General features: G+C 71.2%; 13 protein-coding genes. 7 read left to right on the top strand and 6 right to left on the bottom strand.

Going from position 1 to position 18,856, the window contains the following annotated elements; translation table 11 throughout:
- Window positions 1-78: 78 nt before the first annotated feature.
- Window positions 79-1,077 carry an aldo/keto reductase gene (locus ABZ928_RS15850; protein ID WP_361518550.1) on the bottom strand — a complete coding sequence of 333 codons (999 nt, stop codon included), beginning with the start codon at window positions 1,075-1,077 and terminating at the stop codon, window positions 79-81.
- Between the two features lie 77 nt (window positions 1,078-1,154).
- Here ABZ928_RS15850 and ABZ928_RS15855 point away from each other — a divergent pair, with 77 nt between their 5' ends.
- The 6 genes from ABZ928_RS15855 (at window position 1,155) to serA (ending at window position 11,394) form a co-directional block, all read left to right on the top strand.
- Window positions 1,155-2,120 carry a 2-hydroxyacid dehydrogenase gene (locus ABZ928_RS15855; protein ID WP_361518552.1) on the top strand — a complete coding sequence of 322 codons (966 nt, stop codon included), beginning with the start codon at window positions 1,155-1,157 and terminating at the stop codon, window positions 2,118-2,120.
- 417 nt (window positions 2,121-2,537) lie between these two features.
- Window positions 2,538-5,549, top strand: coding sequence for an EAL domain-containing protein (locus ABZ928_RS15860; RefSeq protein WP_361518554.1), 3,012 nt, complete (start codon window positions 2,538-2,540; stop codon window positions 5,547-5,549).
- Window positions 5,550-5,892: 343 nt separating this feature from the next.
- Window positions 5,893-7,746, top strand: a complete 1,854-nt coding sequence (locus tag ABZ928_RS15865) for an acetolactate synthase large subunit (RefSeq protein ID WP_361518556.1) — start codon at window positions 5,893-5,895, stop codon at window positions 7,744-7,746.
- A gap of 21 nt (window positions 7,747-7,767) precedes the next feature.
- Window positions 7,768-8,292: an acetolactate synthase small subunit gene (gene ilvN, locus ABZ928_RS15870; RefSeq protein WP_361518558.1), complete on the top strand. Its 525-nt coding sequence runs from the start codon at window positions 7,768-7,770 to the stop codon at window positions 8,290-8,292.
- 118 nt (window positions 8,293-8,410) lie between these two features.
- Entirely contained in the window at window positions 8,411-9,409 is a 999-nt protein-coding gene (gene ilvC, locus ABZ928_RS15875; protein WP_361518559.1) for a ketol-acid reductoisomerase, read from the top strand.
- Between the two features lie 395 nt (window positions 9,410-9,804).
- The gene (serA, locus tag ABZ928_RS15880; protein ID WP_361518561.1) at window positions 9,805-11,394 is read left to right on the top strand and encodes a phosphoglycerate dehydrogenase; all 1,590 of its coding nucleotides are present in this window, start codon (window positions 9,805-9,807) and stop codon (window positions 11,392-11,394) included.
- Window positions 11,395-11,460: 66 nt separating this feature from the next.
- Here serA and ABZ928_RS15885 read toward each other — a convergent pair whose 3' ends face one another.
- Complete coding sequence (locus tag ABZ928_RS15885; RefSeq protein WP_361518562.1) at window positions 11,461-12,996, bottom strand: MFS transporter; 1,536 nt, start codon at window positions 12,994-12,996, stop codon at window positions 11,461-11,463.
- Between the two features lie 102 nt (window positions 12,997-13,098).
- Between ABZ928_RS15885 and ABZ928_RS15890 the strand changes: the two genes are divergently transcribed.
- On the top strand, window positions 13,099-13,683 hold the full coding sequence (locus tag ABZ928_RS15890; RefSeq protein ID WP_361518564.1) for a TetR/AcrR family transcriptional regulator: 585 nt from the start codon (window positions 13,099-13,101) through the stop codon (window positions 13,681-13,683).
- On the opposite strand, the gene ABZ928_RS15895 is transcribed toward ABZ928_RS15890, so the two are convergent.
- The 4 genes from ABZ928_RS15895 to ABZ928_RS15910 are packed head-to-tail and all read right to left on the bottom strand — an operon-like array spanning window position 13,670 to window position 18,855.
- Window positions 13,670-14,368, bottom strand: coding sequence for a dipeptide/oligopeptide/nickel ABC transporter ATP-binding protein (locus ABZ928_RS15895; RefSeq protein WP_361518565.1), 699 nt, complete (start codon window positions 14,366-14,368; stop codon window positions 13,670-13,672). The two genes, ABZ928_RS15890 and ABZ928_RS15895, sit on opposite strands and share 14 nt — an antisense overlap.
- On the bottom strand, window positions 14,365-15,612 hold the full coding sequence (locus tag ABZ928_RS15900) for an ABC transporter ATP-binding protein (protein WP_361518566.1): 1,248 nt from the start codon (window positions 15,610-15,612) through the stop codon (window positions 14,365-14,367). The genes ABZ928_RS15895 and ABZ928_RS15900 overlap by 4 nt, the downstream gene beginning before the upstream one ends.
- Window positions 15,602-17,377 (bottom strand): ABC transporter permease subunit, encoded by a 1,776-nt coding sequence (locus ABZ928_RS15905; protein WP_361518567.1) that lies wholly within the window; start codon window positions 17,375-17,377, stop codon window positions 15,602-15,604. The genes ABZ928_RS15900 and ABZ928_RS15905 overlap by 11 nt, the downstream gene beginning before the upstream one ends.
- Window positions 17,374-18,855, bottom strand: a complete 1,482-nt coding sequence (locus ABZ928_RS15910) for an ABC transporter substrate-binding protein (protein WP_361518568.1) — start codon at window positions 18,853-18,855, stop codon at window positions 17,374-17,376. Before ABZ928_RS15910 ends, ABZ928_RS15905 begins: the two co-directional genes overlap by 4 nt.
- Between the last annotated feature and the right edge of the window lies 1 nt (window position 18,856).

Raw genomic sequence — 18,856 nt, forward strand, 5'->3', positions numbered from 1 at the left:
GTTCCCGATCTCAGGGACCGGAACCGCGACGGACTTCCGCGGAGCCTGTGCCGGCCCGCAGTCCCAGGATCCCCGTTCTCAGTCCCAGGATCCCCGTGCCCCGGGCAGCTCCGCCACGTCCGTCAGATCCTGTGCGGACAGCCGCAGCTCCGCCGCGCCCGCGTTCTCCGTCACCCAGCGTTCCTGCTTGGCGCCCGGGACCGGGATCACGTGGCGGCCCCGGGAGAGCACCCAGGCCAGGGCCACCTGGGCCGGGGTGACGTCGTCGCCGTGGCGGGCGGCTATGCGGCGCAGGCCGGCGACTATGGGCTGGTTCGCGGCCATCATCTCGGCGGTGAAGCGGGGGTGGCGGGCGCGGACGTCGTCCGGTTCGAAACCCTCGCCCGGGGTGAGGGTGCCGGTCAGGAAGCCGTTGCCCAGCGGCATCGCCGCCAGGAAGCCCACGCCGCGCGCCTCGCACCACGGCAGCAGCGCCGCCAGCGCCTCCGGCGACCACACCGACAGCTCCGCCTCCACCGCGCTCACCGGGAAGACCTGCTGGACCCGCCGCAACTGGCGGATCGTCGCGTCGTGCAGCCCGGCCCCGGAGCGGCGGCCGCCGCGCGCACCGACCGCGCACAGACCCAGCGACCGCACCTTCCCGGCCTGCACGAGCTCCGCCATCGCGCCCCAGGTCTCCTCCACCGGGACCTCCGGGTCGGCGCGATGCAGCTGGTACAGGTCGATCACATCGGTCTGAAGCCGGCGCAGCGACGCGTCGCAGGCCCGTTTCACATAGCCGGGGCGGCCGTTGGCCACGATGTGCTGCTCGCCGACCAGCAGCCCCACCTTGGTCGACACGAAGGCGTCCCCGCGCCGCTCCTTGAGCACCCGCCCCACCAGCAGCTCATTGGTGAACGGGCCGTACATGTCGGCCGTGTCCAGCAGCGTCGAGCCCAGGTCCAGCGCCCGGTGCACAGCCCTGAGCGACTCCTCGCCCCGCTGCCGCGACCCGCTGTAGGCCCAGCTCATCGGCATGCAGCCGAGTCCGACGGCCCCCATCGCGAGTGCCCCCGCGCCGATCGTCCTGCGCTCCACCTGCTCGTGACCCTCCCTCTTCCGGCACCCCACAACCTAACCTCTGCGCCCTCACGTGCCTGACATAGCCTCTGACCATGACCGCTGCTGACGTGTGGCTCCCCATCCCGCCGGACGAGATCGCCGGACTCCCCGAAGGGCCCGACTACCTGTTCTGGGACGGAGGCGAGGACGGGACGCGGGAGTTCCCCGGCGACCCCGCCGACTGCGTGCTGTACGTCGTGCCGTACATGAAGCGGCAGCCCGTCAAGATCCGCCCGCTGCGGGAGATGCGGAACCTCCAGGTCGTCCAGACACTGACCGCGGGGGTCGACGACGTCCTGGCGCACCTCGACGACATCGTTCCCGGTGTACGGCTGTGCAACGCGCGCGGGGTGCACGAGGCGAGCACCGCCGAGCTCGCCCTCACGCTGACGCTCGCCTCAATGCGCGGCATCCCCGGCTTCGTGCGCGCCCAGCAACAGGAGCACTGGCAGAGCGACTTCCACCCCGCGCTCGCCGACAAGAACGTCCTGATCGTCGGCTACGGCTCCATCGGCGCGGCCATCGAGGACCGGCTCGTGCCGTTCGAGGTCGCGCGGGTGGTGCGCGTCGCGCGCTCGGCGCGCACCACGGAGCGCGGACCGGTGCATCCGCTCACCGAACTGCCCGCGCTGCTCCCCGCGGCGGACGTCGTCATCCTCTCCACCCCGCTGAACGACTCCACCCGCGGCCTGGTGAACGCCGAGTTCCTGGCCGGCATGAAGGACGGCGCCCTGCTCGTGAACGTCGCGCGCGGCGGCGTCGTCGACACCAAGGCGCTGCTGGCCGAACTGGAGAGCGGCCGGATCACCGCCGCCCTGGACGTCGTGGACCCCGAACCGCTGCCCCAGGGGCACCCGTTGTGGCAGGCGCCGGGCGTGCTCATCAGCCCGCACGTCGGCGGACCGTCGTCCGCGTTCCTGCCGCGTGCCAAACGGCTCCTTGTGGACCAGTTGGGCCGTTTCGTGAACCAGGAGCCCCTGCGCAACGTGATCCTTACGACGGGCATGGAAAGCGCTTAGCCCCACAGAGCAACAAGCGTGTAATCCGTTTCCGGTACCCTCCGCTACCTTCCGGACGCGGTCCGTGCCCGCATCACCGCTGGTCGTCACGGAGCGTAGAGGAACTATGTCCCTGAGTGACGAGACTGGTGTATCGTCCCGACAGGGGCTGCGCCGCGCACCGTTCGGCGCCGGGGATGGACATTTGAGACTGTGAGGGGGGCGACGGGCGATGCACGGCCTATGGACGAACGATCCGACGCGGCGAAGCCGCCGGCGGCGACCCTGGCGCACAGCCGCGCGCAGACGCGGTCACCACGGCAGCCACAACTGCCGTCACAGCCACCACCACCGCAGGCACAGCAGCCGCAGGAGGCATGCGCATCCAGCGACCCCGGACTCCCGGGACCCTGGAGCGGCGCGGACCGGGAGGGCCCGGTGAGCTCGCCGCCGCCTCCCACGACCACCCTCAACGGAGCGCTGCGGGCACAGCCTTCGCCAGGGGCGCTGCTGCCCAGGCCGCCGGTCCCCGGTGGCGGGGCGAGCCTGGTCCACCAACTCGTTCTGGCCCTGGTCTGCGCGGGATACGCCGTCGGTTCCGCGCTCGGCTGGGGTTCGGAGCAAGTCGCGCTCGTCATGGGCGACTTCGGACTGGCCGCCGCGGCCGGTATCGCCGCCGTGTCCTGCTTCCTCTACGCCCGTCGACGCCGTATCCGCTTTCGACCGGCCTGGCTGCTGTTCGCGCTCTCCTCGGCCATGGCCTCCCTGGGCAATCTGATCTGGGGCTGGTACGAGGTGGTGCTGCGGCGGCCCGTGCCCAGCCCCTCGTACGCCGACGGGTTCTTCCTGTGCTTCGCGCCGCCCGCGATCGTGGGCCTGCTGGTCCTCGCCAAACGGCCGGTGACGAAGGCCGGTTGGGTCTGCCTCGGCCTGGACGCCTGGCTGATCGGCGGCTCGCTGCTCACCCTCTCCTGGAGCCTCGCCCTCGCCCAGGCGGCGAAGTCCGAAGGCCCCAGCGTCGCGCACACCGCGCTGTCGCTGGCCTACCCGCTGCTCGACATCGCCCTCGTCAGCATGGTGCTCGCGCTGCACTTCCGGCGCTCGGCGGTGAACCGCTCCGCGATCAACACCGCGATCGGCGCGCTCGCCCTGACCGTGATGTGCGACGCCCTGTTCACCTCACCGCTGCTGCACAACAACTACCGCTCCGGCCAACTCCTCGACGCGGGCTGGTTCGCGGGCTCGCTGCTCCTCGCCTACGCCCCCTGGGTCTCGCCCCGGCACGGGTACCCGGAGGCCGACCGGCAGGACGGCTCGGGGCACACGCGCGTGGTCCACGAGCACCTGCCGAGACAGCGCGGCGGCATCCACCACCAACCGCCCCTGCAAGGGGGTGATCACAGCCGGTATCCGGCCGCCCGGCCCATCGCCGGCTCCCTCGCCGCCCTCACGCCGTATCTCGCGGCCGCCGTCTGCACGCTGGGGATCCTCTACAACGTCCTCAACGGCCGCAGCGTCGACCGCGTGGTGCTCCTCACCTGCGGCACCGTCGTGCTCGCCCTCGTGGTGCGCCAGGGCATCATGCTCCTCGACAACATCACCCTCACCCAGGAACTGGCCCAGAAGGAGAGCCACTTCCGCTCCCTGGTGCAGGGCTCCAGCGACGTCATCATGATCGCCGCGCCCAACGGGATCCTGCGCTACGTCTCCCCGGCCGCCGCGGGTGTCTACGGCTGCCCCGCGGAGGACCTCGTGGGGACCGAACTGGCCAATCTCATCCACCCGGAGGACCTGGGCTGCGTGGTGCACGAGGTGCGCCGCTTCCTCGCCGCCAGCCCCCTCGATGAACCCACCACCCGCATCGAGTGCCGCTTCCGGTCGGGCGACGGCGGCTGGCTCAACGTCGAGTCCACCGTCAACCGGCACCACGGCGGCCTCATCTTCAACAGCCGGGACGTGACCGAGAGGGTGCGGTTGCAGGCGCAGCTCCAGCACAACGCCGAGCACGACCCGCTCACCGACCTGCCCAACCGCGCCCTGTTCACCAAGCGGGTCCAGCAGGCGCTGTCCGGCCGCCGCTCCTCCGACCGCGGTACGGCCGTCCTCTTCATCGACCTCGACGGCTTCAAGGCCGTCAACGACACGATCGGGCACCAGGCCGGGGACGAACTGCTCGTCCAGGCCGCCCGCAGACTCCAGGACGCGGTCCGGCACGGCGACACCGCGTCCAGGCTCGGCGGCGACGAGTTCGCGGCCCTGATCGTCGGGGACGGCGGACGGGACCGCGGTGCCCGCGAACGCCACATCCTGGAGCTCGCCGACCGCCTCAGGATCACCCTCTCCCAGCCCTACCTCATCGACGGCAACGATGTCCGCGTCGCCGCCTCCATCGGCGTCGCCTTCTCCGAGCCGGGCCTCGGCGCGGGCGAGATCCTGCGCAACGCGGACCTCGCGATGTACCGCGCCAAGTCGGCCGGAAAGGGACGCGTCGAGCTGTACGCGCCGCAGATGCAGCAGGACGTCGTACGCAAGGCGGAGCTGGCCACGCGCCTGCGTGCCGCGCTGCACGACGGCGAGTTCGCGCTGCTGCACCAGCCCGTGGTCTGTCTGGAGGACGGCCGGATCACCTCGGTCGCCGCCCAGGCGCGCTGGCGCTCCTCGCAGGGCGTGCTGTTCACGCCCGCCGAGTTCCTGCGGGTCGCCGAGGACAACGACAAGACCGCCGAGCTGGGCCGCTGGATGCTGGAGGAGGCCGTCGAGCAGGCCGCCGAGCGCACCGCGACCGGGCTCTCCGTGCCGGTGGCGGTCCGGATGAGCGCCCGGAGACTGCTGGACCGCTCCCTGCCGCTCGGCTCGATCGAGGCCCTGCTGACCCGGCACGGGCTGCCCTCCGGGGCCCTGGTGATCGAGCTGTCCGAAACCGACCCCAGGGTCTCCCTGGACGAGCTGGAACGCCGGCTCGGCGCCCTGCGCAGACTCGGCGTCCGGATCGCCCTGGACGGCTTCGGCAGCGGATACGCGGCCATCACGGCGCTGCGGCGGCTCCCCGTCGACGTACTCAAACTCGACCGCAGTCTGGTCGAGGGGGTCGTGGAGTCCGCGCGGCTGCACAAGATCACCAGTGGGCTGCTCAGGATCGCCGGTGATCTGGGCCTGCAGTCCGTGGCCGACGGCGTGGATCTGCCGGAGCAGGTCGTGGCGCTGCGGGCGATGGGGTGCACGCACGGACAGGGGATGGCGTTCTCCGGGCCGCTGGACGAGTACCGGCTGCGCCGGGCGCTCGGTTCCGGCCATTATCCGGTGCCGCACGGACCGGCCGAGCCCGCGTTCGTGGGCGGCGGCGGGAGAGAACCGCAAGGTCGCGTCGGTGTCGAGGGCGGCGGCCCGCGACGGCCGGAAGGCCTGAGCACGGTCGTGGCCTCGACGCCGACTGGAGCGCCCCGGAGGTGAGCGAGCGGAAACCGGCGGGGCGGTGTACACAAGTGATGTCCCCGGCTGTCCTCGGAGGCGGACGTGCCCTTCGCTCACATAATGAGACTCCCGTCCCACCCGCTTGACACTGGGTGTGCGCCGGGGGGAGGGTCAGTGCCATGCGCACCCGAATTCTCGTACTTGGAAAGCGCGTCGGCTGAGCTGGTGATGTCCGGACGGACCCGGAACTCCCAGCGACCACACCCGGCGCGCTCCCCTCGCTTGCCTCTTGGCACGAGGGGTTTTTTGTTGCACAGGCGCCTTTAGAGCTACTTCGCAGACCAGCACAAAACTCGCAAAAACCCTCAGCATCGAGAAGAGAATGACGATGACCGAGCAGGCCACCGGGGCCCACCATCCGCAGCCGCGGCCCCGATCCGGAGGACAGCAGTCCGCCCCCGAGCGCGTCACGGGTGCGCAGTCCCTCATCCGCTCTCTCGAGGAGGTCGGCGCCGACACGGTATTCGGGATCCCCGGCGGGGCCATCCTGCCCGCGTACGACCCGCTGATGGACTCGAAGCGCGTGCGTCACGTCCTGGTCCGCCACGAGCAGGGCGCAGGCCACGCGGCCACCGGCTACGCACAGGCCACCGGCAAGGTCGGCGTCTGCATGGCGACCTCGGGCCCGGGCGCGACCAACCTGGTCACGCCGATCGCGGACGCGCACATGGACTCGGTGGCGCTCGTGGCGATCACCGGGCAGGTCGCGTCCAAGGCGATCGGGACGGACGCCTTCCAGGAGGCGGACATCGTCGGCATCACCATGCCGATCACCAAGCACAACTTCCTGGTCACCAAGGCCGAGGACATCCCGCGGACCATCGCGCAGGCGTTCCACATCGCCTCCACCGGCCGCCCCGGGCCGGTCCTGGTCGACATCGCCAAGGACGCCCTCCAGGCCCAGACCACCTTCTCCTGGCCGCCCACCATGGACCTGCCCGGCTACCGGCCCGTCACCAAGCCGCACGCCAAGCAGATCCGCGAGGCCGCCAAGCTCATCACCAACGCGAAGCGACCCGTCCTCTACGTCGGCGGCGGTGTCATCAAGGCACAGGCCACCGCCGAGCTGAAGGTGCTCGCCGAGCTCACCGGAGCGCCCGTCACCACCACCCTGATGGCGCTCGGCGCATTCCCCGACAGCCACCCGCTGCACGTGGGAATGCCGGGCATGCACGGTGCGGTCACCGCCGTCACCGCGCTGCAGAAGGCCGACCTGATCGTCGCCCTCGGAGCCCGCTTCGACGACCGCGTCACCGGCAAGCTGGACAGCTTCGCCCCGTACGCCAAGATCGTCCACGCCGATATCGACCCCGCGGAGATCGGCAAGAACCGCGCCGCCGACGTGCCGATCGTCGGTGACGCCCGCGAGGTCATCGCCGACCTGGTCCAGGCCGTGCAGAAGGAGCACAGCGAGGGTCACCACGGCGACTACAGCTCCTGGTGGAAGGACCTCAACCGCTGGCGCGAGACCTACCCGCTGGGCTACGACCACCCGACCAACGGCACGCTCTCCCCGCAGCAGGTCATCGAGCGCATCGGCCAGCTGGCGCCGGAGGGCACGATCTTCGCCGCGGGCGTCGGCCAGCACCAGATGTGGGCCGCGCACTACGTCCAGTACGAGAAGCCGGCGACCTGGCTGAACTCGGGCGGCGCGGGCACCATGGGCTACGCGGTCCCGGCCGCGATGGGCGCCAAGGCCGGGCGGCCGGACCGCACGGTCTGGGCGATCGACGGCGACGGCTGCTTCCAGATGACCAATCAGGAGCTCACCACCTGCGCCCTGAACAACATCCCGATCAAGGTCGCCGTCATCAACAACGGCGCCCTCGGGATGGTCCGCCAGTGGCAGACCCTCTTCTACAACCAGCGGTACTCCAACACCGTGCTGCACTCGGGCCCCGACGACGTCAACCCGCAGGCCCGCGGCACCCGTGTCCCGGACTTCGTGAAGCTGTCGGAGGCCATGGGCTGCTACGCGATCCGCTGCGAGTCCCCGGACGACCTCGACAAGGTCATCGAAGAGGCGAACTCCATCAACGACCGTCCGGTCGTCATCGACTTCATCGTCCACGAGGACGCGATGGTGTGGCCGATGGTCGCCGCCGGCACCTCCAACGACGAGATCCTGGCCGCCCGGGACGTCCGCCCCGACTTCGGCGACAACGAAGACGACTGAGCGAGAGAGACGTAAAAGATCATGTCCAAGCACACGCTCTCCGTCCTGGTGGAGAACAAGCCCGGCATCCTGGCCCGCATCGCGGCCCTGTTCTCCCGCCGCGGCTTCAACATCGACTCGCTCGCCGTGGGGGTCACCGAGCACGCCGACATCTCCCGCATCACGATCGTGGTGAGCGTCGACGCGCTGCCGCTGGAGCAGGTCACCAAGCAGCTCAACAAGCTCGTCGAGGTCCTCAAGATCGTCGAGCTGGAGCCGTCGAGCGCCGTTCAGCGTGAACTCGTTCTGGTGAAGGTGCGCGCCGACAACGAGACGCGCTCCCAGATCATCGAGATCGTCCAGCTGTTCCGCGCCAAGACCGTCGACGTCTCCCCGGAGGCCGTCACCATCGAGGCCACCGGCGGCGCCGACAAGCTGGAGGCCATGCTCAAGATGCTGGAGCCGTTCGGCATCAAGGAGCTCGTCCAGTCCGGCACCATCGCCATCGGCCGCGGCGCCCGTTCGATCACGGACCGCTCGCTGCGCGCGCTCGACCGATCCGCGTAACCCTTTCGTACGGGCGGTCGCCATCGTCGGCCGCCCGTATGGCGAGACCCCGAGACTTCCCCTCACCCCGCCGTCATACGGTGGGACGCAACACCTGCACTCAAGGAGAGAACCCAAAGTGGCCGAGCTGTTCTACGACGCCGACGCCGACCTGTCCATCATCCAGGGCCGCAAGGTCGCGGTCATCGGTTACGGCAGCCAGGGCCACGCCCACGCGCTGTCGCTGCGTGACTCGGGTGTCGACGTCCGCGTGGGTCTGCACGAGGGCTCGAAGTCCAAGGCCAAGGCCGAGGAGCAGGGCCTGCGCGTGGTGACGCCCGCCGAGGCCGCCGCCGAGGCCGACGTCATCATGATCCTGGTGCCGGACCCGATCCAGGCCCAGGTCTACGAGGAGTCCATCAAGGACAACCTCAACGAGGGCGACGCGCTGTTCTTCGGCCACGGTCTGAACATCCGCTTCGACTTCATCAAGCCCCCGGCCGGCGTCGACGTCTGCATGGTCGCCCCCAAGGGCCCCGGTCACCTCGTCCGTCGTCAGTACGAGGAGGGTCGCGGCGTTCCCTGCATCGCGGCCGTCGAGCAGGACGCGACCGGCAACGCCTTCGCGCTCGCCCTGTCGTACGCCAAGGGCATCGGCGGCACCCGCGCGGGCGTCATCAAGACGACCTTCACCGAGGAGACCGAGACCGACCTGTTCGGTGAGCAGGCCGTCCTCTGCGGTGGTACGGCCGCGCTGGTCAAGGCCGGTTTCGAGACGCTGACCGAGGCGGGCTACCAGCCGGAGATCGCGTACTTCGAGTGCCTGCACGAGCTGAAGCTCATCGTCGACCTCATGTACGAGGGCGGCCTGGAGAAGATGCGCTGGTCCGTCTCCGAGACCGCCGAGTGGGGCGACTACGTCACCGGCCCGCGCATCATCACCGACGCCACCAAGGCCGAGATGAAGAAGGTCCTCGCCGAGATCCAGGACGGCACCTTCGCGCGTGAGTGGATGGCCGAGTACCACGGCGGTCTGAAGAAGTACAACGAGTACAAGCAGCAGGACTCCGAGCACCTCCTGGAGACCACCGGCAAGCAGCTGCGCAAGCTGATGAGCTGGGTGAACGAAGAGGCCTGAGCCTCCTGACGACGGGGCCGGAGCAGTGCGCTCCGGCCCCTTTGTCCAACCCGTCACATCACGGACGGGTGATCCTTCCGTAGCGGCGCAGGACGACCTATGAAGCGCCACTACACTGCCGTACTACATACGCGTCAGGCCCACAGCGTCGTGCGTCTTCCACGCGGCTAGCACAGCGACCCCGAGGAGGGGCAGGCACGTCCCCACGCCGCCCGGCACGCACTCTCGCCGCACCGGTCAAAGGCCCTAGTAGCTCCGCTACGAGGACCTTCGCCCGGCACACGGAGAGCACGCACCGACCGACGCGGGAACGCACCCGACCCTCCCCGGCGCCGCTCCCTCCACCGCCTGCGGCCGTCGGGACGGCCGTCCGCATTGGACATGTGAGGACTCACGTGAGCTCGAAACCTGTCGTACTCATCGCTGAAGAGCTGTCGCCTGCGACCGTCGACGCGCTTGGACCCGACTTCGAGATCCGGCACTGCAACGGCGCGGACCGCGCCGAGTTGCTGCCGGCCATCGCCGAGGTCGACGCGATTCTGATCCGCTCCGCCACCAAGGTGGACGCCGAGGCGATCGCCGCCGCGAACAAGCTGAAGGTCGTCGCACGAGCCGGCGTCGGCCTGGACAACGTGGACGTCTCCGCCGCCACCAAGGCCGGCGTGATGGTCGTCAACGCCCCGACCTCCAACATCGTGACCGCCGCCGAGCTGGCCTGCGGTCTGCTGCTGGCCACCGCGCGTCACATCCCGCAGGCCAACGCCGCGCTCAAGCAGGGCGAGTGGAAGCGCAGCAAGTACACGGGCGTCGAGCTCGCCGAGAAGACCCTCGGTGTCGTCGGCCTCGGCCGCATCGGCGCGCTGGTCGCGCAGCGCATGTCCGCGTTCGGGATGAAGGTCGTCGCGTACGACCCCTACATCCAGCCCGCGCGTGCCGCGCAGATGGGCGTCAAGGTGCTGTCGCTGGACGAGCTGCTCGAGGTCTCCGACTTCATCACCGTCCACCTCCCGAAGACCCCCGAGACGGTCGGCCTCATCGGCGACGAGGCGCTGCGCAAGGTCAAGCCGAGCGTGCGGATCGTCAACGCCGCGCGCGGTGGGATCGTCGACGAGGAGGCGCTGTACTCGGCGCTCAAGGAGGGCCGGGTCGCCGGTGCCGGCCTCGATGTGTACGCGAAGGAGCCCTGCACGGACTCCCCGCTGTTCGAGTTCGACCAGGTCGTCTCCACCCCGCACCTCGGTGCCTCGACGGACGAGGCCCAGGAGAAGGCCGGCATCGCCGTCGCCCGCTCCGTGCGCCTCGCCCTCGCCGGTGAGCTCGTCCCGGACGCGGTGAACGTCCAGGGTGGCGTCATCGCCGAGGACGTCAAGCCGGGCCTCCCGCTCGCCGAGCGTCTCGGCCGTATCTTCACCGCGCTCGCGGGCGAGGTCGCGGTCCGCCTCGACGTCGAGGTGTACGGCGAGATCACCCAGCACGATGTGAAGGTGCTGGAGCTCTCCGCCCTCAAGGGTGTCTTCGAGGACGTCGTCGACGAGACGGTCTCCTACGTCAACGCCCCGCTGTTCGCGCAGGAGCGCGGCGTCGAGGTCCGTCTGACGACCAGCTCGGAGTCGGCCGACCACCGCAACGTCGTCACCGTGCGCGGCACGCTCGGCAGCGGCGAGGAGGTCGCGGTCTCCGGCACGCTGGCCGGCCCGAAGCACCTCCAGAAGATCGTGGCCGTCGGCGACTACGACGTCGACCTGGCGCTCGCCGACCACATGGTCGTCCTCAAGTACGAGGACCGTCCCGGTGTCGTCGGCACCGTCGGCCGCGTCTTCGGCGAGGCCGGCATCAACATCGCCGGTATGCAGGTGTCCCGCGCGGTCGCCGGCGGCGAGGCGCTCGCCGTGCTGACGGTGGACGACACGGTTCCGGCGAACGTGCTGACGGAGGTCGCCGAGGAGATCGGCGCGACGTCCGCTCGTGCGGTGAACCTGGTCTGAGGTCGCGGTGGTTGCTGGGGGCTGCCGCCCCCAGACCCCCGCTTCGGCCCTGAAGGGGCCTCGTCCTCAAACGCCGGACGGGCTGAGGGAACTCGGCTCGTCCGGCGTCGTGCTGTGCTCGCGCACATCGGCCCTCCGCAGAGTGGCCGCGGCCAGTGCAGCCGCCCCCGCCAGCACTACCGCCCCGGCGATCGCCGCCCCGGTCATCCCACTGGTGAACGCCTCCCGGGCCACCGGCGCGAGCCCCGGCACCTGATCCGCCACCGCCAGCGCCCCGCCCAGCGTCTCGCGGGCCGCGTCCGGCGCCGTACCCGGCATCTCGTGGCGGTAGACCGCCGTACCGATGGAACCGAGCAGCGCCATACCCAGCGCACCGCCGAACTCCGAGCCCGTCTCCATCAGGGAGGACGCGGTGCCCGCGCGCTCCGCCGGGGCGGCGCCCATCGCCAGGTCCATGATCTGGGACATCACGATCACACCGCCGACGGCGAGGACCGCGCAGGCGGTCAGCACCAGCCACAGCGAGTCCGTACCGGCGAAGGCCAGGACCACGAACCCGGCCGAGGCGATCAGGAAGCCGGCGGTGACGACGGAGGCGCGGCTGACGCCCTTCTGGACGAGGCTCGTCGCGACCGGCGCCGCCGCTCCGATCGGCACCGACGGCAGCAGCGCCCACAGGGCCGCCTCCAGCGCGCTCTTGTCGAGCACCGACTGCAGATACTGCGTGGTGAAGTAGGCCGAACCCATGATCCCGAAGGCCGAGACGAGGTTCAGCGCGACGGACGGGGCGAAGCCACGGCTGCGGAACAGGGCCGGGTCGATCATCGGTGAGGCCGCGGTGCGCTGGCGGCGGACGAAGAGGACCGCGAAGAGCAGACCGACGGTGATCGAGACGACGTATCGAACGTTCCAGCCCTCGGAGGGGATCTCCTTCAGGCCGTAGATGACGGGGAGCACGGCGGCCATCGACAGCGGGACGCTCAGCCAGTCGAAGCGGCCGGTGGCGGGGTTCCGGGACTCGGGGAGCAGTGCCGGGCCGAGGAGCAGGAGCAGGGCCATCGCGGGCAGGTTGACCAGGAAGACCGAGCCCCACCAGAAGTACTCGACCAGCACCCCGCTCATCACCGAGCCGAGCGCGATGCCGGCCGTCATCACGCCGGACCACAGTCCGATCGCCTTCGCGCGCTGGCCGGGGTCGGTGAACATCGCGCGGAGCAGGGCCATCGTCGACGGCATCAGGGTCGCGCCGCCGATGCCCAGGATCGCGCGGGCCGCGATCAGGGTCTCGGAGCTGTTCGCGTACGCCGCCATCAGGGAGGCGGCGCCGAAGGCGGTGGCGCCGATCAGCAGGAGGCGGCGGTGGCCGATGCGGTCGCCGAGCGAGCCCATCGTCATCAGCAGGCCGGCGAGCACGAACGCGTAGATGTCGAAGATCCACAGCTGCTGGGTGCCGGTCGGCTCCAGGTCCGCGCTGATCGACGGGATCGCGAAGTAGAGGACGGAGACGTCCATCGAGACCAGCAGCAGCGGGAGCATCAGGACGCCGAGGGCGGTCCATTCACGCCGTCCGGCACGGGAGGTGGTGCTCGTCGAGTTCGTCATGACGGCGACTATACGGATGTCTTAAACGCTTGTCTATGACGTGCGTATAGAACGGATGTCTGTAACGGTTGTATAAATCGCTTGTCTAGATAAGGTGGGCGCATGGGACACCGTGAGGATCTGCTCGAAGGCGCCAAGCGCTGCCTGCTGGAGAAGGGCTTCGTGCGCACGACCGCGCGCGACATCGTGAAGGAGTCGGGGACGAACCTGGCGTCCATCGGCTACCACTACGGCTCGAAGGACGCGCTGCTGGCGGAGGCGTATCTGGCGCTGGTCGGTGACATGTCCGACGCCTTCGAGGGGGAGGAGTCCGCCGGGATCGTGGGCGCGCCCGGCTCGATCGAGCGGTTCCGGGAGGTGTGGTCGAACATCATCGGCACCATGCGGGGGCCGGGTTCGATGTGGCGCCTCAGCGTGGAGATCGTGGCCATGGGCGACCAGCTGCCGGTGGTGCGTGACCATCTGGCGCAGCAGCAGCGGGAGGCCGGGCGCGCCCTGGTCGCCCTCTTCATGGGCATGCGGGAGGAGGACGTCCCGGACGAGACCCTGGACACCGTCGGCAAGTTCTACACGGCCCTGATGACGGGCCTCATCGCGCAGTGGGTCTTCGACCCCGAGAACGCGCCCGACGCCGACGCGCTCACCGAGGGTCTGAGTCAGGTGGTCGCCGGGGTCACGAAGGGCTGATCCGCCCGTCCCGCATCTCCAGCACCCGGTCCGCGACATGCCGTACGACGGCCCGGTCGTGGCAGATGAACAGGTACGCCAGGCCCAGCTCGTCCTGGAGGTCGGCGAGGAGGTTGAGGATCCCGGCCCGGACGGAGGGATCCAGTGCCGACACCGGCTCGTCGAGGACCAGGAGGCGGGGTTCGGACGCCAACGCCCTTGCGATACCCACCCGTTGGCACTGTCCTCCGGACAGCTCGTGCGGACGCCGGTCGCCGTACGAGGGGTCCAGTCCGACCCGGTCGAGGAGTTCGGCCACGTCGGCGGGCGTGGGGCGGCGGCCCTGGAGGCGGAGCGGCTCCGCCACCGCGTCCCGGATGCGGTGGCGGGGGCTGAGGGAGCCGTACGGATCCTGGAAGACGGGCTGCATACGCGGCCGCAGCGGGCGCAGCTCGCGCTCGCTCAGGGCCGTCAACTCCCGCCCCTCGAAACGGACTTCCCCGGAGTCCGGGCGGCGCAGCTGGAGTACCGCCAGCGCGGTCGAGGACTTGCCGCAGCCGGAGGGGCCGTTGAGGGCGAGGGTTTCACCGGCGTCCAGGGCGAAGCTCACGCCGTCCACGGCGGTCACCGCCCCGTGGCGGACGACGAGGTCGCGGACGTCGAGGAGAGGGGTGGTCGCGGTGGTCCCGGTGGTTACGGTGGTCACACTTCCTCCCGGTGATGACAGGCGACCAGCCGATCACCGTCCGTCCGCTGCGGCTCCGGCTCGGTGCGGCGGCAGAGGTCCGTCGCGCGGGCGCAGCGGGGGGCGAAGGCGCAGCCTGGTGGGAGGGCGCCCGGGGGTGGGGGAGTGCCGGGGAGGGTGGGGAGACGGCGGCTTCGGGCGGGCCTGGGGGCTCGGGGGTGCTTGGAGTTTTGGGGCGGCTGGAGGCCTCGGGGGTGCTCGGCGTTTTGGGTGTGCTGGGGTTCTGAGGCGTGGTGGGGCGCTGGGGCCGGCTGGGCGTCGCGGTCGTCCTGCGGGTCTCGGGCAGCCCGGCGGCCCGGCTCGTGCTGGGGGTCTCGGACGTGCTCGGGGTCTCGCTCGTACTCGGAGCTGTGGGCGGTCTGGCGGCCCAGCTCGTGCTCGGGACCTCGCTCGTGCTCGGGACCTCGCTCGTGCTCGGGACCTCGCTCGTGCTCGGGACCTCGCTCGTGCTCGGCGCCCAGCTCGTCCTGCGGGAGTGATGCCAGTAGCCCCGCCGTGTAGGGAGCCAGCGGGGTGCTCAACACTCTTTCCGCCGGGCCCAGTTCGGTCAGGCGGCCGGCGTACATGACGAGGGCGCGGTCCGCGTGTCGGCGTACCGCGTCCAGGTCGTGGGTGACCAGGACCAGTGCGGCGCCGACGGCCTGGCGTCGGTCGGTGAGGAGCTTCAGGATCTGGTCGCGGCGTTCCTCGTCGAGGGCGGTGGTCGGTTCGTCGGCGATCAGGATGTCCGGTTCGTTGATGGTGGCCATGGCGATGACGGCGCGTTGCCGCATGCCGCCGGAGTACTCGTGCGGGTAGGCGCGGGACGTGCGGGCGGCGTCCGGGATGCCGACGCGGTCGAGGGCGGCGACGGCGCGGGCGCGGGCCTCCGTGCGGGAGACGCGGGTCACCGACCGTACGGCGGCGGCGAGTTGGTCGCCGACGGGGTGTACCGGGGACAGCGCGGACAGGGCGTCCTGGGGGACGAGGGCGATACGGCGGCCCCGGTGGGCGGAGAGGTCCGGGCGGATCGTGCCGGTCAGCGTGGCCTCCGGCGGGAGCATGCCCAGCAGGGCCCGGGCCGTGAGGGACTTGCCCGCGCCCGACTCGCCGACGAGGGCGAGCACTTCGCCCGCGTGCACGTCGAAGGAGAGGCCGCGCACGGCTTCCAGCCCGTCGAAGTCGATCCGCAGATCCCGCACCGACAGCAGTACGTCAGACGCCAACGGGGGTCACCTTCCTGGTCCTTGTGCGTGTCCTGGTTGCCTTGGCCTTCCGGGCCTGGGCGTACGAGGCCTGCGAGGCGTATGAGGCGTACGACGCCCCCGACACCGCCAGCCCGGCCAGCAGCGCCAGTGCTACCGCCGGGGCGAGGGCCGCCCAGGGGGCGCGTTCGACGTAGGCGCGGGACTCGTCGAGGAGCAACCCCCATTCCGGGGCGGGGGGTTGGGCGCCCAGGCCGAGGAAGCCCAGGGAGGCCAGGGCGAGGGCGATGCCGGGCAGGCGCAGCAGGGCGTGGCGGGCGACGGGGGCGGCCACCGACGGGAGGACGTGCCGGGTCAGGATCCACGACGGCGGTGCGCCGATGGCGCGTTGGGCCAGGAGGAAGCCGGACGCCCGTACCTCCTGCACCAGCGCCGCCGCGTGTGCCGCGAGCGGGGGCCAGGAGATGAGCGCGACCGCGAAGGCGGCACCGCCGGTGCCCGGTCCGGCCACCGCTGCGACCAGGATGCCGACGATCACCGGGGGCAGCGCGTTGGCGATGTCCGCCGCGCCCGCCGCGACACCGGGCAGGAAGCCGAGTGCCAGCGCGAGCAGCAGGCTCAGCAGGCAGACGGCGGCGGCCGTGCCGACGGTGGTGGCGGCGCCGTGTCCGAGCCGGGCCAGTACGTCACGGCCGAGGCCGTCGGTGCCGAGCGGGTGCGACCAGGTGGGCGCGGCCAGCCGGTCCGCCGTGCTGATGGCGTACGGGTCGCGCAGCAGGCCCCAGCCGATGGTCACGGCGAGGACCGTGAACAGGGTCAACGGGATCGCGGGGTGGGTGCGGACCGGGCGGGCGGGAGGCAGCGCGAGGGAGGCGTCGCGCAGGGCGGGGCCGAGCAGCCGGCGCCGGATGAACGCCGCCAGCGCGCCCACCACCAGGCCGAGCGTCAGCAGCGCCAGCACGGCGCCCTGGAGCAGCGGCAGATCCTGCGACTTGGCCGCGCCGAGCGCCGTACGCCCGATGCCGGGCACGGCGAACACGGTCTCGACGGCGACCGCGCCACCCGTCAGACCCACGGCGGCCATCCCGAACTGCGGTACCAGCGGCGGCAGTACACGCTTCAACGCGGCCCCCGCGACGATCCCCCGGCTCACCCCGGCACCCCGCCACAGCTCCACCCACCGCTCGTCGAGCACGCCCGGCAACGCGTCCGCGACCAGCCGCCCGAGCAGCCCGCCCGCCGGAACTCCGAGGGCGAGGGCGGGGAGCACCAGGTACTCCGGTCCCTGCCATCCCGAGGTCGGCAGCCACCCCAGCCACACCCCGCAGACCAGCAACGCGACGGTGGCCAGCAGGAATTCGGGCACCGCGGCCAGCATCGCCGCGAAGGCCCCGGCCGACCGCCGACCCCGTACGAGAACGGGCGCGACCAGCGTCGCCGCGAGCAGCACCGCGACCGCGAAGGCCGCCCCCATCAGCGTCAGCGACACCTGCAACCCGGCCACGACGGACGGCAGCACCTCGGTGCCCGACACCCACGACGTGCCGAGGTCCCCGTGCGCCAGGTCGGACGCCCAACTCCCCAGCAGGGAAAGGGGACCCGCGTCCAGACCGAGATCCCGGCGTACGGCGTCCAGGGCCTCCTTCGTCGGTTCCTGCTCGGCGGAGCGGGCGCGCAGGACGGTGAGGGCCGGGTCCCTGCCGGACAGCCAGGGGAGGAGACCTACGGCGGTCAGGACCCCCAGCAGGCACAGGACCCGGGTCGACCCGGCGGCGGTGGGCCTCACTTGACGTAGGTGGCGGCCGTGACGAGCTCCCGCTCGCGCGGGTCGTGCGCGGCGCCGACGACCCCGGCGGCGTCGCCCTGGATCACGCGCTCGTGGAGCATCGGGACGGCGGCGTCGGTGGCGAGCACGGCGGCCTCGGCGTCGATGACGGCCTGGCGCCGGGCCTCACCCGTCCTGGTACCGCCGGCCTTCTTCAGCGCCGCGTCCACCCGGGAATCGGACAGCTGGGAGATGTTGAAGGAGCCGTCGGAGGCGAAGTCGCTGTAGAGGTAGGCGGCCGGGTCGCCGGAGTCGAGGACGGTGGCGCGGGAGAGGATGAAGGCGTCGAACTCGCCCGCGAGGGCGTCGGATTCGATCGCCGCGTACTCGCGGACGTCCAGCTCGACCTTGAACCCGGCCTTCTGGAGCTGCTGTTGGAGGGTGGCGGCGACCTCGGGGAGTTCGGCGCGGTCGGTGAAGGTGCCGATGGTGATGGTCTGCCCGCTCGCTTCCGTGGCGGCCGTGCGCTTGACGGTGGACCTCAGCTCGGCCGCCCACGGCAGCGCGGGCCCCAGCAGCCCCTCGGCGACGTCCGCGCGCCCCTCGTACACGCCCTGCACGATCGACTCGGCGTCGATGGCCTCACGGGCGGCGGCCCGCAGACCGGCGCTCTTGAAGGCGCCCTTCTCGGTGTTGAGGTACAGGGTGTTGGTGCGCGGCATCGGAACCTCGGTGACGAGATCCTCGTCCAGCAGCGCGGCCTGCGAGACGGGGACCGCCTCGACGATGTCGGCCTCACCGCTGCGGAGCGCGGCGGCGCGGGCGGTGCCGTCGGGCACGAACTTCACGTCGATACCGGGGGACTTGGACTTGGCGCCCCAGTAGCCGTCGTAGCGGTCGAGGGTGGCGGAGGACGTGCCGTTGACCTTCGTGAGCTCGAAGGGACCGGTGCCGGCGCCGACGGGGTTCACCGTCTTCCCGGTGTACGCCTTCGCGGCGAGGATCGACAGCTGGGGCGAGCTGAGCCGCTGCGGGACCAGCGGGTCCTCGTCGCCGGTGGTGACGGTGACCGTGTCGGCGTCCTCGGCCTTCGCGGTGAGTGCGACGCCGTCGAGGATGCGGGGCTTGGGGGAGGCGGTCGCGGCGGTGGTGAGGGACCGTACGACGGCCTCGGCGTCGAGCTTCGTGCCGTCGTGGAAGGTGACGCCGTCGCGTATCTCGAAGGTCCACGTCCGGCCGGACTGCTGCCACTTGGTGGCCAGCGCGGGTACGGCGTCCCCGTCGGTGTCCAGCTTCACCAGCGTCTCGGCCGTCGACCAGCGGGACAGCTTGAACGCGTCGTCGGAGAGCGGGGAGAGGCCTGAGCGCGGGGGCTGCATCATCGCGACCCGGACGCGCTTGCCGTCGCCGTCGCTTTCCGTCGCGGCGCCCGAGAAGCAGCCGGTGAGCAGGGCGGACGCCACGGCGGCCGAGACGAGGTGGCGAGCGGGCAGGCGCACG

This window comes from Streptomyces sp. NPDC046909 (genome assembly GCF_040644695.1).
In the GTDB taxonomy this organism is placed as follows: Bacteria; Actinomycetota; Actinomycetes; order Streptomycetales; family Streptomycetaceae; genus Streptomyces.

Bases quoted from the DNA above. Each gene is read 5' to 3' on its own strand.
- ABZ928_RS15865 (WP_361518556.1), top strand. From the start codon at position 5,893: ATGACGATGACCGAGCAGGCCACCGGGGCCCACCATCCGCAGCCGCGG.
- ABZ928_RS15885 (WP_361518562.1), bottom strand. From the start codon at position 12,996: ATGACGAACTCGACGAGCACCACCTCCCGTGCCGGACGGCGTGAATGG.
- ilvN (WP_361518558.1), top strand. From the start codon at position 7,768: ATGTCCAAGCACACGCTCTCCGTCCTGGTGGAGAACAAGCCCGGCATC.
- ABZ928_RS15855 (WP_361518552.1), top strand. From the start codon at position 1,155: ATGACCGCTGCTGACGTGTGGCTCCCCATCCCGCCGGACGAGATCGCC.
- ABZ928_RS15890 (WP_361518564.1), top strand. From the start codon at position 13,099: ATGGGACACCGTGAGGATCTGCTCGAAGGCGCCAAGCGCTGCCTGCTG.